We start from the raw sequence: 15,736 nt of genomic DNA on the forward strand, positions 1-15,736 counted from the left end.
GAGTCGACCGGTCAGTTCCCGGACGCGTACGTCACGAAGTCCGCCCAGGCTCCCGGCGTCAGTGCGAAACGGGGGCTGGCGTCGCGGTACTTGGAGTCGCGGACATGGATGGTGCCGGGGGTGGTGGCGACCTCGACGCAGGAGTCACCCTCACTGCTGCTGCTGTAACTGCTCTTGAACCACTCCGGTTCAAAGGCGCTGTCGCGGATCATGTTTCCCCCAGCAAGTGCTCGATGAAGGCCAGCGACTCACGGGGCGTGAGTGCCTGAGCCCGGATGATGCCATACCGCAGTTCAAGGATATGGAGATGCTTCGGCTCGTGGACCGGCCGACCTTGTGCCACCACCGGCGACCGTCCCACGGCTGAACCGTCCTCGAACTTCAGCAGCTCGATCCCGCCCGCCAGCCCGGCGTGCTCCTCACGGTCCATCGGCATCACCTGAAGCTCGACGTTCCGCAACCCCGCTACCTCCAGGAGGTGTTCGAGCTGGCCCCGCAGCGCCGCCCGCCCGCCAAGCGGACGCCGTAGCGTCCACTCCTCCAGCACGAAGCTGACCTCGGGCGCCGGGTCCCGCTCGAACACCGCCTTGCGGGCCACGCGCGCGGCGATGAACCGCTCCACCTCGTCCAAGCCGTACGCGGGACGCCTCATCAGAAGCAGCCCGCGCGCGTACTCCGGCGTCTGCAACAACCCGTGGACGTTCAGGGGGTCGTAGAGCTGAAGCTCGACCGCCTTGGCCTCCAGCTCCCGCAGAGCCCGGACCTTCTTCGGATACCGAACCTTCTCCACGTCCTCCTTCATCGCGGAGATGAGCCCGTCCGCCCCCAACACCCGGTCGGCGTCGTCCAGATACTCGGGCCGGGGAATCCGCTTGCCGCCCTCGATCTTGTACACCATGTCCTCGCCGTACCCGACTCGCTCCCCGAACTCGCCGGCGCGCAGCCCCGCCGTCTCCCGCCGAAGCTTCAGTTGCCGCCCCACGGTCCCGAGGACCGCAAGCCCCCATTCGTCGTCCGCGTCCACCTCCCAACCCAGCTCGTCCGCCTCGGTCCTGAGCCGTCCCGGGTCCGCTTCCATCGACATTTCGCACCCCTCCGCCATAGCGCCGTACCTCACCGCCGCCCTACCCGCGAGACCCGCCCCGACAAGCCCGGACACCACCGGACAAGCTCCGGACAGTCACCGTACGCAACGGCCTTGTGACTCATCACCGAAAGCAAAACCGGCCACGCTGAGTGACATGAATCAAGAACCGCCAAGCCCGAGGCCCAACTCGTCAACCCCGCCCGCACTTCAGCGCACTCCTGCCACCCACACCCCGGGGAGCCCGCCAGGCCCGCCTGCTGGCGGTACGGCAACTCCGCGACTGGGGACTCCCGTTGGCCCCGGCGGAGCATGTCGTGGCCGAGCTGGCGGCCAACGCGACCACGCACGGCCGCGTCCCGGGCCGGGACTTCAGACTCACGCTCTACGTCGTTGGCGCCACCCTCCGCATCGAGGTCACCGACACCTGTGGCGACCGCCTACCCCGCCCCCAACACCCGGCTGCGGAAGCCGAATCCGGCCGGGGACTCCTCCTCGTCGAGGCGCTCACCAACCGCTGGGGCGTCGTCCGGGAACCGCGCCCGCGCAAGACGATCTGGGCGGAACTGGACCTCGTACCGGCACCGGAGCACGGATCCTCGTGCTCCGGTGCGCGTGACGCCTTTTCCCAAGAACCACGACGGTGAAAGAACCCCCACCCCACCCTCCCGGCAGCCGAGTCAGCCACTCACCCATGTGGGTGAACATCGCCAACTGGGCTGGATTCCGGGCAGGTTGCGTGATCTACGCTCAGCGCAACACAACCGCAGACAGCAGACAGACAGCGGACATACGACGGCCCTCGCCGGGACTGGCATCCCAAGGCGAGGGCCTGACCACCAAGGAAGCAGAACCTTCCCGATGGATACGCACGACATTAGCGCGCCCCCGCGCGCCCAGTCCCGGCACACCGCCGACAAACACCCGAACCAGCGGCACCGTGCATCCGGCGTTGGACTCACGCACGACAACGCCCGTCACACCGCCCGCTTCACGGTGATCGGCAACCACCTCGCCCAGCACCCGGAGCTGTCGGCTCTCGCGATCGGCCTCGGCGTTCACATCCAATCGCTTCCGGCGGGCGCCCGCGTCGGCATCAAGACGCTCGCAGCCCGTTTCCCGGAGGGCACGACCCGAATCGCCGCCGCGCTACGGGAGTTGGAGACCTACGGCTACCTCCGCCGCGAACGGCACCGCATCCCCGACGGCCGCATCGTCACCCGCACGATCTCCTGCAACCAGCCCGGCGGCCGTAGAGACCGCAAAGAACCCCACACGCCACCGAAAGCATCCGCGCCCCGGCGCGAACGGGCACCCCGCAAGCCGCTTCCCGTCGTACCGCGCCCCGCGTACCCGACCCCCGCCCTCCTCCAGACCGCCACCGACCTGCTCGCAGACCTCCGCCGCCACAACCCCGATCTCCTCCTGTCGGCCTGCGACACGGCCCACCTCGCCCCAGGAGTGGCGGCCTGGCTGGAACGGGACGTGTCCCCCACAGCCGTACGCCACACCCTCACGGCAGACCTGCCACCCGAAGGACTACGCCGCCCCGCAGCCCTCCTCGCCCACCGACTGACGGCCCAGCTCCCGCCCCCACCACCGTTCCGCGCCCCGGCACCGCCACCGCCGGTCCGCCACCCGCTCCACAACTGCGATGGCTGTGACCGGGCCTTCCGCTCCCCCACCCCAGGCCGCTGCCACGACTGCCGAACCGATCTCCCGGAGGCCGCCTAGCGTGAAGGGGACGATCCAGTACCGAGCCATGAGGGACTTTCTGCAGTCCATGGACGACACCCTTCCCGGCAGGTTCGAGATCACCAAAGAAGGGATCGTCCACGACATGACGGCGGGCATCAGCCCCCACGAGCTGACCACGCTGCGCCTTCGCAAGCGCGTGGAGAAGGTCATGCCGGACGAGCTGGTCGCCCACACGGGTGCACCGTATGTGGAAGTCGAAGGCGAGGGCATCCTGCGCCGTCCTGATGTGATGGTGATCGCGTGGGCGGACATGGACGTGCCGGGTTCGTTCGACCCGCGCACTTTGATCGCCGCCATCGAAGTCGTCTCCCGCTCCAACCCGGACAACGACTGGGTCGGCAAGATGCGCGACTATCCCCTGATCGGGATCCCCACCTACGCCGTCTTCGACCCCCGCACCGGCACCGGCGCCGTCCTCACCGACATCCACGCCACCCCCGACGGCCCCCGCTACGCGACCCGCAAGGACTTCGTCTACGGCGAGGACGTCACCATCGCCGAGTGGACCATCTCGACGGAGGGCTTGCCGCTCTATGCGGCGTCTGGCAGCCCAGAGTCCTGAGGGAGGCAGGAACTCCCCCTGGCTAAATCCGCGCAACGAGGACCATGACGGCCATCCAGCCGACACAGCCCCCGCATGCGATCAACAGCGGCAGCCACCTCTGGGCGCGCCGGGCCCGGACGATCAACCACACCGCGACCACAACCACCGCGAGCCCCATGACGGCCGCGATCACCTGAAGACCGCCGGGCGCCTCCCCCTGGCCCTGGCCTGTCGCGGCCCGGCGGAGAACCGCCAGCAGGCCTACGGCGAGGAGCGTCACGAAGATGCAAGTGAGACCGGTGAACAAGCTCCGAACTCGGTCGTCGACCGCGGCCAGCGCATCTGTGCCCAACGGCATGACCGCATACCTCCCGAACGAGGAGTACCTGACCGACTCGGGCCGGACGTTCGACGGCACGGGGATCCCGCCGGAGGTTCGGGTACCGGTATTCACGAAGGAGGAGTTCGCGGCGGGGCGGGACTCGGGGCTCGACCAGACGGTGGCTGTACTGAGGAACGAGCACTGAACCGCGCCGGCAGCCCAGCGTCGCCCTTGCAACCGAGTTCCTTGACCATCGCCAGGGAGACCGCGTGGAGGACGTTCATGTTCCTTTCCCGCAAGGTGTCGTCATTGCTGTTCACTGCCAGCGGGTTCGTCAGTTCCCCTCGGATCAACACGCTGTCGCCGTCCGAACTGAAGGAGCCACTGGAGCACTTCATGTAGAGAAACGCGTTCAGTGGCCTGGAGAGGGCCAGTTCACCCATCTCGTACTGGGTGAACTTCGGCAAGAGAGGGGTGGGCGCGGGAACTGTTTTGCTGAGGTAGAAGGACAGCTCGACACCAAAGTCCGCCGCAGGAGCGTAGGCCGTGCACAGCTGGTATTCCTCCGCTGTGGCGGAGTCGTCGGGCCCCTTCTGCTGATAGCCGGAGACGAGCGACCGAGCGGTCCTGCCAAGGGCTGCGGTCGGTTCGTCCGTCGTGAACTTCTTGCTCCCGAGCACATAAAGGAGTGCCCTCCTGGCACCTGTTGAGAGCTGTGCTCCGCACAGGTTCGACGACACAGCCTCGGTCGTCGGCTTCTCTGTTGGCTCATTGCTGTCGCAGGCCGTCAGAGAAGCAGCCAGGGCGGCGACGGTCGCCGCGGCAACGGCAAGTTGTCGCACTGGCCTATTGCTGAGCATCGTCATTCTCCCGTTTGAGGCAGTTGCCCCCGTTGGTCCTCGCGGAAGCTGCCGCTGTGGTAACCACTGATCCAGGCTTCCTCAAGGTCCTGCCCGAAGGCGGTGTCTCCCTGACTGATGTTGTGGTGGGTCAGGAAGGTCCTGGCCGGCTTCTCAGCGTTCGTCTGACCGGCCTCAAAGATCGCCTTGCGCTGCGCCTGGATGTCCTCGCCGCTGTCCTGCTGCTTGGCCTCGGTCCAGTCCCCGATGACATTGCCGATCTGCTGCTCCAACATGCCCTGACCCGTGTCGGTCAGCACCGGGATCGCCGTTGCGGCGACTCCGGCCGCGGCGACCTCGGGCAGGAAGGCCACACCGGCCGCGACGGTTGCCCCGGTGCCGAACTCGATCCAGCCGTTGCGCTTCGCCAGCGCGTCGTTGTACTCCTTGTCCGCCGCGAGTTGCCCGGCTTTCAGCTGGTCCGCCCGCGACTGGTCCAGGAGTCCTTGGATCTCCGCACCGCTGCGGGTCGCATCGCGCACGCGCGGCGCGTTGATGGAGCCGTCGGCTCCCACCTGCGCTTCGAGCACGCTGGTGGTGTACACCCGTCCCGCCGAGGAGACCTCGGCGTAGGCGTCCGGATGTTGTCCGAGGGTGCTGAGGAAACTGATCGTGTCGCTCTGACCGAACTTGGCGCGCCCGTCGGCCCCCGACGCCGGCGCGAAGGTGCTGTCCTTGCGGTTCTCGTCCAGTCCCCAGTTCAGGTCGTCGATATAGCCCGCCCCCATCCGGCCGAGGCTGTCGGAGAGGATCGCCTGCTGTTGGACGAGCTTGGGATCGTTGCCGTACGTGTGCACGACCTGTTTCATGATCTTGGCCGAGTCCTCGTCGCGCACCAGCCTCGGTGTCGGATCGTCGTACGCGTGCCCGAGTGTCGCGGATTCCAGCGCGTGGCCCAGGGCGTCCACTCCGTAGGCTTTCGACGGCGCCCCCGAGCCGTCCATCGGCCACTGGAACTTCTTGTCCGTCAGCTCGTCGAAATACGTGTAGCCGAGCTTCGCGCCTTCGTGTTCTCTGCCGTCGGCGTTGTACACCTTTGGGCTGTCATCCGCGAAGAACGCCTTCGAGGCTTCCGGGCTGTGTCCCAGCCCTTCGAGGACGCTGGTCAGCGGGTCGTACCCTGCTCCGACCTTTCCCGAAGGGTTGTAGCCGAAATCGGCGTCGAGCCCGCCCGTCATGGGCCTGTTCATGGTGAACAAGTTGGGGTTCTGGTGGTGCAGTTGGACGATGTGTCCGGCGATGGGGTTGATGAAGGCCGCGTCGTAGTTTCCGTATCGCAGCAGACCGCCGGGGACCTGGTAGCCGTATGGCTGGTTGAGCCCGGCGTTCTCGAGGTGCAGGCGCTGGCCGCCGAGTTTGCGCAGCTGGTCGCCCCAGCTCGCGGGCACGTGGTACCTGTGATCCGGGTCGGTGGCGTTGGCCAGCGCCAGGCCCATGGACTGCTGGAGGTCCTTGGTCAGGGCGAGACGGGCCTTGTTGTCGCCGGCCGTGCCGTCGAGCGCCATTGAGCCGTAGAACTCCAGCGTCTTCTCCGGGCCGAGGGTCTTGTAGAAGTCGGTGGCGAACTCCCCGCCCTTTTCCGTGCCGTTGTACTTCATCAGCCGGTCGAATTCCTTCAACTCGGCGTTGCTCATGTGCTCGCCCTTCTGGGCGAGCTCGACCGCACGTGCGGCCTGGGCCTCGTTGAGCGAGCCGTAGTCCGCGTGGCCCGCGTCGTGCAGGTCGTTGCCGTGGGACCGGGCGAGCGCAGCTTTCACCGACTGGTCCACGTCGTCGGCGCGCCCGACCGTCGCCGAGATCTGGTCGGCGATCGACTGCCAGTCCTGCCCCGCCTTGCCACCGGCCTTCGCCGTCTGCGCCTGGTCCCGCACGACACATTCGTGGACGGTGACCGTGGTGTCCCCGTTGTCGGTGATCGTGTAGTTCTTCGCCCGCGCTTCCTCAACCAGGGTCTTCAACCCCCGCTGCAGCGCGAGGAGTTCACTGTGCGCGTCGTCGAGGACCTGGTAGATGCTGTTCGCCTCGGTGTGCAGATCGGTGAACTCCTTGGCCGTCCTGTCGACGAACCCCCGGGTGACATCGGCGTTCATACCGGCCCAGCGAGCAGCGTCCGACTTGACCTTCATCCCCGAACGGGCGTCCTCGTCCAGCGACTTGAGGGCGTCGACCGCTCGCTTCCAGTCGTCGACGGCCGCACCGAGTTTCCCGAGATCTACGTCGAGCAGGTCCGTGTACTTGAGTGGCACGGCGGTTCGTCTCTCTCAGTTCTCTCAGTGGAAGTAGCGGCTGAGGCTGGACACGGACATCGCGGAACCGTCCCGGCCACGGATCTCGGCGGCGATCTGCGTGTCGTCCTGGGCGTGCAGCTTCTTGCTGTAGTCCAGGTGATTCGAAATGTGCGCGACGGCCTGAAGCACCGACTTGACCTGCGAGGTCCAGACCGAGACCGTGGTCACGAGGGCGGGGCCCATCGCGAAGCCGCTGCCCTTCAACTCCTCACCGGCCTGCGTCGTCGAGCCGGGTCCACTCCTGCCCGAGCCCGCACCGGCGATGTCCACACGCTGCCGCAGCTGGTCGTGAAGTACGTACGCCGAATGCCCTACGGCACCGAGGTCGTCCTGGTGCACCACCAGGTCACCACCGGCACCGCGCCCGCCCGCGCCCGCGGAGAGTTGATCGAGCCGCATGTGCTGCTCGGAACCTCTCCGGACCGCGTCGGCCTTGAGCTGCTCCCACTCTTCCCAGGCCATTCCCCCGTACCTCCCCAGATCCTCAATGTCCGCTGCTCACGCGTGCCCGCGCCCTCGGCGGTGCACGACGAGCACCACCGGATCCAACGACCGGGCCTGTCAGGAGGACACCGCTGCCGCTGCCGCCCAAAGGCGAGGCCGGGGTCCGGAGGTTGCGGTCCTCTTCGTCGGCGCGCCTGCCGTCGTCAGCCGGGCTACGGAACCATCCCCTCGAAGAGAAGAAACGAGAACACGACGGTGCTGGGCGCGAGGACGGCGGACACGGCGCGCCGGGCGGCGTTCTCCTCCGTCTGCGGCAAGCCCCAACTGACCAGCAGCAGCGCGACGGAGGCCAGAAGCCCCACCTGAAGGAACGTGAAGGCGGTGTCGAACCTCCGGGTGAAGTGCTCCGCCTCCGCTCCGTCGCAGGCGTCGCAGGCCATGGGTGAGAGGCCGGCGACGATGTATGCGACGAGGGCGGCGGGAAGGGTGACGACCGTCGCGATCAGCGGCCCGACCCATGTACCGCGTACGGAAGTTCCCTGTGTGATCCACATGCCCTCAGCCAACTGCAGGGCGCGGGGCGGCACATGAGCGCTCGTACTCATTCCGGCAACGTCACTTGCACCCCAAGGTCTTGAGTGTCGCCGGGAAGTAGGCCCGCATGAACTTCTCGACGTCCTTGCGGTGGGTCTGGTCCGTCAGGCGGATTGGGGGGACTTGGAGGGTGAGGGTGAAGTAATTGCCGCCGTTGGTCTTGCACCGGTCGATCGAGATGGCCCCGTCGGTGCCGACGATCGACTTGTAGCCGAGATTGATACTCCGCGGTTCCGTGACGCGGGAGATCGACCCAGAACCCGTCGCCAGGTACATAAGGTCCGTTGCCGTGTCGTCCCACGAGAAACGGAACTCAAGAACAGGATCGTGCTCCGCCAGAAGGATGCAGGGCGCGGTGATCGCATCGGAGCGATCGACTCGGTTGTACTCGTGAAATTCCTTCGTGGACGTCACAAGCAGTCGCGTGAGGGCGGGATCGATGGGGGTCCCGCAAATCGCCTTCGGAACCTCGTGATACGTGGAACTACCGCAGGACACAAGAAGGATGGACAGTAACAACACGATCAGGATTCGGCGAGCGTTCACGTGGCTTGTTCTCCGGACATTCCAGTGGCGTGCGCCATCCCGTCTCGGGCGGCTCTACCGATCTCCTCTTTGGCGTTGTAGTACGGATTACCGTCCAGCTGATGGGTCTTCTTCCACTCGCCCGCGAGGGCCATCAGTTGGCCGTTGCGCCTGGTGTACGCCTGGATGTTGTCCTCCGCCTGCTTGTTGTCCAGACGCCGCTGCTCATCGGCCAGCCACTGGTCCGTCACATAGTCGAACCCCGTCTGCACATCACCACTGACCACAGGGATGTAACTGATCGCCTTGTCAAAAAACGGCTTGGTCTGGAACTCCGCGACCTTCGGATCTCCGGCGGCCTGTACCCTCGCCTCCTCCAGGAATCCCACGGTCCGGCCGGCCCCGCTCAAGGAATCGGCTGATTTCGAGTGGTCGTTGTGAATGGCTGACACCATCGCCTGGTTCATTCCACCGTTCAACACCCCATAGGCCCCCTCATCTTTCGACACCTGCTTAGCAACCTCGAAAAGCTGATGCTGGTCCAAGGGCGAATGGCCAACATCCACCTCACTCATCGCCGCGTGCACAGTCCCCCCATGATTGACCAGAACGTTAGCCATCGGTTTCCGCAGCGACGGCGGAAAGTCGTCGCCGCTGTCCGACAGATACGTCAACGCCGACTTGAACACCGCATCGTTAGTCGCCCGATCCCCCACCCGACCGCCATGCGGATCCGCAGGATCGATCCCCGTGGCCCCCGCCTGCAACGCCGCCCCGAAGCCGGCCCGGTCGTCCCCGTCCAACCGGGGCACATAACGCCCGCCCTTCGAAACCCCCTCGTCGTTCAGGGTGACATTCCAGTCCCGGTCCTTCATGAGGTATTTCATGTGGGCGTCGGAATGGAGATACCGCGCCGACTCCGCCGGATCGCGGCTCATGATGCCGAGCATGCCGTCGACGGGGTCGTTGGCGAACCAACCGCCGCGCGCCCCGGCGTAGGTGCCCTTCACCCGCCAGATCCCGGGGTGTTTCTTCTCGGCGGCGATCATGTCGTCGGTGAGATCCTCGACCATCCCAGCGGAATAGCCGTGGCCCTTCCGCATCAGCGTGACGAGGGACTGGTAGCCGACGGCCTTGTCCAGGTGGAGGCCCTGGGCGTCCGTGGCGTAGCGCGCCAAGCCCACGCGTCGCATCTCGATACGCCACTCCCCGTACCAGTGCGACTTGGTGTCCCGTGTCGCCGTAGCGAGGGTGTTCGCCAGGCCCGTCTCGATCGCCGAGTACGCCCCCGCACCCGTGCCGCCCTGGACGTGGATGCGGTCGTTGAGTTCGTTCGTGAGCTTGATCGTGCCGGTGGGACCGAGGTCGTCCAGGACCATCTGCGAGAACCCCTCGTCCTCGCTGTTGTCGCGGAACGACCGTTCCAGCTCGGCGAGTTGAGCGTCCGTCAATTCACCGCCCCTGCTCAGCTTCTGCAGGTACCCCTCCGCCTCCTCGGCCTCGTACGCTTCGATGTCGCCCATCGCCCTGCCGTTGAACCCCCGCCCACCGGCCAGCAGTTCGGAGTCGATCACCGCCGCCGCCAGCGCGACCCGGACGCCCGTGTCCGCGTCCGTCACATCGCGTACGGCCTTGTTGATCCCGTCCTGCCAGGGCTGTACGGCCTGGGGAGCGGCGGGGGTGTCCGGCTGGTCCGAACTCGGGCTCACCACCCCGGACTCCGAGACCCGCATGCCCGCCCGGACTGCGTCCCACCGCGCCGCCACCACCCGGCCCCGCAACTCCACGAACCGGTCGTGCGCGTCCCGCAGCAGCGCCGCGATCCCCTTGGCCTCCGTCTGCGCGTACTGGAACTGCCTTAGCGTGACGTCGAAGCGGGCGTTCGCCGCGTCGGCGCTGAGCCCGGTCCACGTCGTGCCCACGGAGATGCCGTGCACGTCCCGCCGGTACGCCGCCTCCTGCTTCTCGAACTCGCCCGCCATGCCGTCCCAGCGCTCGGCCGCGGTGGTCAGCGCGGCGAGGTCGGTGGTCATGATCTCGTGATACGTCGGCATGCGCCCAGTCGCCCCAATAGCTCTGCTGGCCCAATAGCTCTGCTGGCCTAATAACTCCGCCGGCCAATAGCTCCGCCGGCCCAGTAACTCCGCCGACCCGAAAGCCCGTTGACCCGCCGACCCGCCGACCCGCTCACCTCAGAACGTGTCCAACGCGGACCGCTCCCGCAACGTCGACCCCACCGCCAGGTCCGTACTCGTCAGCACCGCGTTCCCGCTCCGTAACGCGTCCTTCTCCGCGCCCAACCGGTCCATCAGGTTCTTCACCTGGTCCGCCCACGCCCCGTGCGCCTTCCTCAGGGCCCCCGAAGTCACCCACCCATCCCCGTCCTTCGCCGCGAACTCCCGTACGGCGGCACTGCTTTCGTCGTCCGCCCAACGCCCCGCCGCACGCGTACCGGGCTCGATGTGGTCCTCGATCGCCCGCGCCGCCGCCCGTTTCTCACCCGGCGACGAAGCCAGACCCGGCCGTGGTGCCGAGACCCCCGGCACACTCGGCACCCCCGAAAGGTCCAGCACACCCGGCACGCCACCGGAAACGCCCACCCATCACCCTCCGCGCTCAACCACGGGCTACACCCGCCGACTCTCCAACGGCCCCAGATACAGCGCCGACAGACCCCCCGTGTCGATCACGAGCCGCTGCAGCACCACCGTCGGGTCCACCATCCAGAACTTCAACCGGTGGACCCCGGCCTTCGTCACGGAGTGTTTCGTCGCCGTCGCGTTGACGTTGTCGGAGGTGTTGCGCGCCCACACCGCGTTCAACAGCCCGTCATCTGCACCGATGTTGATGTCGACGGTCTCGATCGGCCCGTCGTCGAGGGAAACGCCGTAGCGCAACCCGCCCGTCGGCAACGCAGGGTTACGAGGGGACAGATACGCCCACACCGTCACCTCACCCGCGGCCAACAGGCTCACCTCGTACTCCAGCCGCGGCGCACCCGCTCCACCTGGCGTCTGCCGCGGCAGCGTCACGGGCCACGGCGTCACCCCCGCCCCCGTCCGCCCGATGCCGTCGATACGACGCCACCCGCCGACCGCCCGGTCGTAGTGCTCCCCGTCGATCGCCACGTAACCGCCCGCCTCCACGAACCCCCGCAGCCCCCGCCCCGACGGCGTCTCCGCCACGCACGAGACAGTGACCGACTCCCCCGCACCGTGCACCGTCAACGACCCCCGCGCCCCAGAACCCCCCGGCACCCGCGCCCAGTCCACCCCCACCTCCACCCGAACCTGCCGCTCGACCCGCCCCCGCGGCCGTTCCACCACCAACCACGGCACCGACACCTCGATCCGGTAATCGAAGGCGGTACGACCCCGGTTAAACACCTCGACGAACTGCTGCGGCCGCGTCTGATACGGACTGAACGCGGGGAGTACGGCCGCCACCCCCGCCGCACCCCCCGGCCACCACGCCCCCGACTCCGACCCCGAAGCACCGTCCACCGACACCCCGAGCCCCGCCGCCCCCGGCACCTCAATCCGCCGCACCGCCGGGAACAGCACATCCGGCAACGCCACGTTGTCCCTCTCCGGCTGCTGCCACCCGGCGTTGGGTCCGTACCGCTCCACATCCCCGTAGTCGATGTGCGGCTGGCTCTGGAACCCCCGCCATTTCCCGCCCGCCACCGCCGAGTTGAAGCGCTCGGCCAACGCGAGGTCCCGCGCCAACCCCGCCTCCGCCGCATCCGCGAGGTCGTTGGTCGCGGCCCGGCCCTGCGCCGCGTAGAGCAGGTTCGTGAACTCGGCCGACCGCAGCCCGTACAGGTTGGCGGTGGCCTGCACCTCGTACCCGACGAGTTCGAACCACGCGTCCCGCACCCCGGCCGGCAGCCGCCGCCCGATCCGCTCGGCCCGTCGCCCCAGTTCCCGCCACTCCTCCGTGACCCGTTCCAACTCCCGGTGCCCGAAGGAGAATGGCGTCTGCTGATCGTCGTAGACCACCTGGCCGTCGACGAGAGTGATCCGCCGGTTCAGCAACTCCGGCTTGCGGCGGGCCTGCGACTGCCCGTACGCCGCCAGCACGGAAGCGATCTCCTGCGCCTGCCCCGCCCCGAAGTTCTGGCGTGCGTACCGCAGTTCCCACTCGCCCAGCCGCGAGGCATCCCAACCCTCCGGATTCCAGGCGTAGTTGAGGAAGAACTCGGTCGGCAGCTCGTTCCCCTTCAGGTCGCCCACATTCGCGACCCACAACCCGCGATTCCCGTACGCGTACGCCGCGTGCAGCTGCTCCCACACGTTCCGCACGTTCGCCGTGTCCACCCACTTGTAGTTCCGCCCGGCGCCCACGTAGTCGAAGTGGTAGTACAGGCCATAGCCCCCGGCCCGCTCGCCGTCCCCCGACCCGCCTCCATCCCCGGCCCTGCCCCCTACATCCGGATGCTTACGGATGTTCCCCCAGTTGTCGTCCGTGAGGACCACCGTCACGTCGTCCGGCGCCCTCAACCCCCGGTCCCAGTACCGCTGCACCTCCTTGTACAACGTCCACACCTGCGGAGTCTCCGCCGCCGGCCGCCCCGTCACCTCCTCGATGATCTGCCGTTGCGCCGCGATGATCTCCTGCATCAGCTCGATGCCGTCGCCGTCGGGGAGGCTCGTGTCACCGTTCCCGCGCATGCCGAGCGTGACGACGCCCTCGAAGCCCTGGTCGACCATCCGCTGCACACCGGCGAGCCAATAGGCCCGTATCGCGGGGGAGTTGTGCCGATACGACCACTCCCCCGTCCCGCCGTACGGATCGTGCCCCGCGGTCACGATCGCGCCGGAGGAGTCCCGGACGGCGGCCACGGCATGCCGGTTCCACTCCTCGATCCCCCGCATCATCGGCGCCTCATGCGACGTGCCCATGACAATCCCGTACTCCGCGGCCCGCCGATGGTTCTCCGGGTCGTCCTCCGCGAAGGCCCGCCCCCACACCGCCGGCCAGAGGTAGTTCCCCTTCAGCCGCAGCAGCACCTCGAAGACCTGGCCGTAGAAGTCCGCGGTGAAGCCACCCGGATACCCCGGCGCCTTCCCCGGCCCGAAGTACGTCGGCGCCCACGTCCCCAGCGCCGGATTCTCGTCGTTGATGAAGAAGCCGCGGTACTTCACCACCGGGGTGCCCTGCGAGTACCGCCCGGGCAGCACCCACACCTCGTCACGGTGCGTCGGCGGCACGTCGTCCCACCAGTGCCAGGGCGAGACCCCGATGCCGTACGACACGTCGTACGCACCGAAGATCGTGCCGCGCGGGTCGCTCCCCGCGACGACGAACGCCCGCTCCACACCCGGCATCGGCCGCTCGACCACCGTCTGCAGCGAGGTCTCCCACCGGCCCCGCACCCCGGACACGTCCAGCTTCCCGGCGGCCACCAAGCCGTCGATCAGCGCGCTGCGCCCGATCGTGCCGACCAGCACCACCTCACGCGCCCGCGCGAGCGCGCTGCCGGGGCGTACGCCGGTGACGCGTTCGATGTCGTCGCGCAGATCCCCTGCTACCCGTACGACTCCGGGGTGATCGTCGGGGTCCACCACGACCGGGGCGCCTACGAGGGGGAAGGCACCCGTCGTACGCGAGAAGGAGATGTACGCACCCGCGTCCATGGACCGCGGGCCCCTCGACGACAAGACCGGCACTGCGGCAAGTCCCGCACCCAGAACGGCTCTTCGGCTCACGCGCTCGCCCATGACTCATCCCTCCGAAGCGAATTTGCTCAGCGGCATGACAAATGGTGGGACGAGTGGAAGGAGGGGACAACGGGTCGTACCCGCCGAATAGTTTCGTAACAGCAACCGGCGGGCGGCAGCCGGCGAACAACAAAGGGGCCCGTACGACCGAAGTCGTACGGGCCCCTTCGAGACCTACCAGTCAGAGACCGGTCGGATCAGCCAAGACAAGCAGCCAAGACTACTTGTTGATCTTGGTGACCTGGCCGGCGCCCACCGTGCGACCACCCTCGCGGATGGCGAACTTCAGGCCCTCTTCCATGGCGACGGGCTGGATGAGCGAAACCGTCATCTCGGTGTTGTCGCCCGGCATGACCATCTCGGTGCCCTCGGGGAGGGTCACGACGCCGGTCACGTCCGTGGTGCGGAAGTAGAACTGGGGACGGTAGTTGTTGAAGAACGGCGTGTGACGGCCGCCCTCGTCCTTGGACAGGATGTACGCCTGCGCCTCGAACTCCGTGTGCGGGGTGACCGAGCCGGGCTTGATGATGACCTGGCCGCGCTCGACGTCCTCGCGCTTGATGCCACGGAGGAGGAGGCCGACGTTCTCGCCCGCCTGGCCCTCGTCGAGCAGCTTGCGGAACATCTCGATGCCGGTGACCGTGGTGGTGGTCTTCTCCTGCTTGATGCCGATGATGTCAACGGTCTCGTTGACCTTCAGGACACCACGCTCGATACGGCCGGTGACGACCGTACCGCGACCGGTGATCGTGAAGACGTCCTCGACGGGCATGAGGAACGGCTTGTCGACGTCACGCTCGGGGGTCGGGATCGACTCGTCGACGGCGGCCATCAGGTCGAGGACCGTCTGGCCCCACTCCTTGTCGCCCTCGAGAGCCTTGAGCGCCGAGACCTTGACGACCGGCAGGTCGTCGCCCGGGAACTCGTACTCGGAGAGGAGCTCACGGACCTCGAGCTCGACGAGCTCCAGGATCTCCTCGTCGTCCACCATGTCGGCCTTGTTCAGGGCGACGACGATGTACGGAACGCCGACCTGGCGGGCCAGGAGCACGTGCTCCTTGGTCTGCGGCATCGGGCCGTCGGTGGCGGCGACCACGAGGATGGCGCCGTCCATCTGCGCGGCACCCGTGATCATGTTCTTGATGTAGTCCGCGTGACCGGGGCAGTCGACGTGGGCGTAGTGACGCGTCTCGGTCTGGTACTCGACGTGCGCGATCGAGATCGTGATACCGCGCTGGCGCTCCTCAGGAGCCTTGTCGATCTGGTCGAAGGCCGAGGCCTCGTTCAGGTCCGGGTACGCGTCGTGCAGCACCTTGGTAATGGCGGCCGTGAGGGTCGTCTTACCGTGGTCGATGTGACCGATGGTGCCGATGTTGACGTGCGGCTTAGTCCGCTCGAACTTCGCCTTCGCCACTGGGTCCTCCTGTGGAGTGGTTCTGGTACGCCTTACTCATCGGCGCCAGGTGATCTTTGCTGGGATGCCGCCCGCCGGGGTCTGCCCTCCCGGGTGAACCCCGGCGGTCGGTGTCAAGCCTAAAGCGTGCAAACGGTGTGT

At 67.4% G+C, this 15,736-nt stretch carries 15 protein-coding genes; 3 read left to right on the forward strand and 12 right to left on the reverse strand.

What is annotated here, in order from left to right:
• Nucleotides 1-11 precede the first annotated feature (11 nt).
• A complete protein-coding gene (locus ACGFY9_RS31830) occupies nt 12-212 on the reverse strand; it encodes a DUF397 domain-containing protein (RefSeq protein ID WP_393759854.1) in 201 nt (66 codons plus the stop codon).
• Nucleotides 209-1,084, reverse strand: a complete 876-nt coding sequence (locus ACGFY9_RS31835) for a helix-turn-helix domain-containing protein (RefSeq protein WP_393759856.1) — start codon at nt 1,082-1,084, stop codon at nt 209-211. The genes ACGFY9_RS31830 and ACGFY9_RS31835 overlap by 4 nt, the downstream gene beginning before the upstream one ends.
• 260 nt (nt 1,085-1,344) lie before the next feature.
• Between ACGFY9_RS31835 and ACGFY9_RS31840 the strand changes: the two genes are divergently transcribed.
• From ACGFY9_RS31840 to ACGFY9_RS31850, 3 genes are all read left to right on the forward strand, one after another.
• Entirely contained in the window at nt 1,345-1,731 is a 387-nt protein-coding gene (locus ACGFY9_RS31840; protein WP_393760028.1) for an ATP-binding protein, read from the forward strand.
• 214 nt (nt 1,732-1,945) lie between these two features.
• A complete protein-coding gene (locus ACGFY9_RS31845; RefSeq protein ID WP_393759858.1) occupies nt 1,946-2,818 on the forward strand; it encodes a helix-turn-helix domain-containing protein in 873 nt (290 codons plus the stop codon).
• Between the two features lie 28 nt (nt 2,819-2,846).
• Complete coding sequence (locus ACGFY9_RS31850) at nt 2,847-3,404, forward strand: Uma2 family endonuclease (RefSeq protein ID WP_393759859.1); 558 nt, start codon at nt 2,847-2,849, stop codon at nt 3,402-3,404.
• 22 nt (nt 3,405-3,426) lie between these two features.
• Here the strand turns inward: ACGFY9_RS31850 and ACGFY9_RS31855 are convergent, their stop codons facing one another.
• The 10 genes from ACGFY9_RS31855 to tuf form a co-directional block, all read right to left on the reverse strand.
• The gene (locus ACGFY9_RS31855) at nt 3,427-3,744 is read right to left on the reverse strand and encodes a hypothetical protein (RefSeq protein ID WP_393759861.1); all 318 of its coding nucleotides are present in this window, start codon (nt 3,742-3,744) and stop codon (nt 3,427-3,429) included.
• A 92-nt stretch (nt 3,745-3,836) separates the two neighbouring features.
• Nucleotides 3,837-4,574 carry a hypothetical protein gene (locus ACGFY9_RS31860; RefSeq protein WP_393759863.1) on the reverse strand — a complete coding sequence of 246 codons (738 nt, stop codon included), beginning with the start codon at nt 4,572-4,574 and terminating at the stop codon, nt 3,837-3,839.
• Nucleotides 4,571-6,853 carry a hypothetical protein gene (locus ACGFY9_RS31865; RefSeq protein ID WP_393759865.1) on the reverse strand — a complete coding sequence of 761 codons (2,283 nt, stop codon included), beginning with the start codon at nt 6,851-6,853 and terminating at the stop codon, nt 4,571-4,573. Before ACGFY9_RS31865 ends, ACGFY9_RS31860 begins: the two co-directional genes overlap by 4 nt.
• A 24-nt stretch (nt 6,854-6,877) precedes the next feature.
• The gene (locus ACGFY9_RS31870; RefSeq protein ID WP_393759867.1) at nt 6,878-7,357 is read right to left on the reverse strand and encodes a hypothetical protein; all 480 of its coding nucleotides are present in this window, start codon (nt 7,355-7,357) and stop codon (nt 6,878-6,880) included.
• Between the two features lie 194 nt (nt 7,358-7,551).
• Nucleotides 7,552-7,944 (reverse strand): hypothetical protein, encoded by a 393-nt coding sequence (locus tag ACGFY9_RS31875; RefSeq protein WP_393759869.1) that lies wholly within the window; start codon nt 7,942-7,944, stop codon nt 7,552-7,554.
• 10 nt (nt 7,945-7,954) lie between these two features.
• The gene (locus tag ACGFY9_RS31880; RefSeq protein WP_393759871.1) at nt 7,955-8,347 is read right to left on the reverse strand and encodes a hypothetical protein; all 393 of its coding nucleotides are present in this window, start codon (nt 8,345-8,347) and stop codon (nt 7,955-7,957) included.
• A gap of 128 nt (nt 8,348-8,475) precedes the next feature.
• Nucleotides 8,476-10,512, reverse strand: coding sequence for a hypothetical protein (locus ACGFY9_RS31885; protein ID WP_393759872.1), 2,037 nt, complete (start codon nt 10,510-10,512; stop codon nt 8,476-8,478).
• A 138-nt stretch (nt 10,513-10,650) separates the two neighbouring features.
• Nucleotides 10,651-11,058: a hypothetical protein gene (locus ACGFY9_RS31890; protein WP_393759874.1), complete on the reverse strand. Its 408-nt coding sequence runs from the start codon at nt 11,056-11,058 to the stop codon at nt 10,651-10,653.
• A gap of 27 nt (nt 11,059-11,085) precedes the next feature.
• On the reverse strand, nt 11,086-14,181 hold the full coding sequence (locus tag ACGFY9_RS31895) for a glycosyl hydrolase 115 family protein (protein WP_393759876.1): 3,096 nt from the start codon (nt 14,179-14,181) through the stop codon (nt 11,086-11,088).
• 220 nt (nt 14,182-14,401) lie between these two features.
• Complete coding sequence (tuf, locus tag ACGFY9_RS31900; RefSeq protein ID WP_019072299.1) at nt 14,402-15,595, reverse strand: elongation factor Tu; 1,194 nt, start codon at nt 15,593-15,595, stop codon at nt 14,402-14,404.
• Nucleotides 15,596-15,736 lie beyond the last annotated feature (141 nt).

This window comes from Streptomyces sp. NPDC048504, from assembly GCF_043200035.1.
GTDB lineage: Bacteria > Actinomycetota > Actinomycetes > Streptomycetales > Streptomycetaceae > Streptomyces.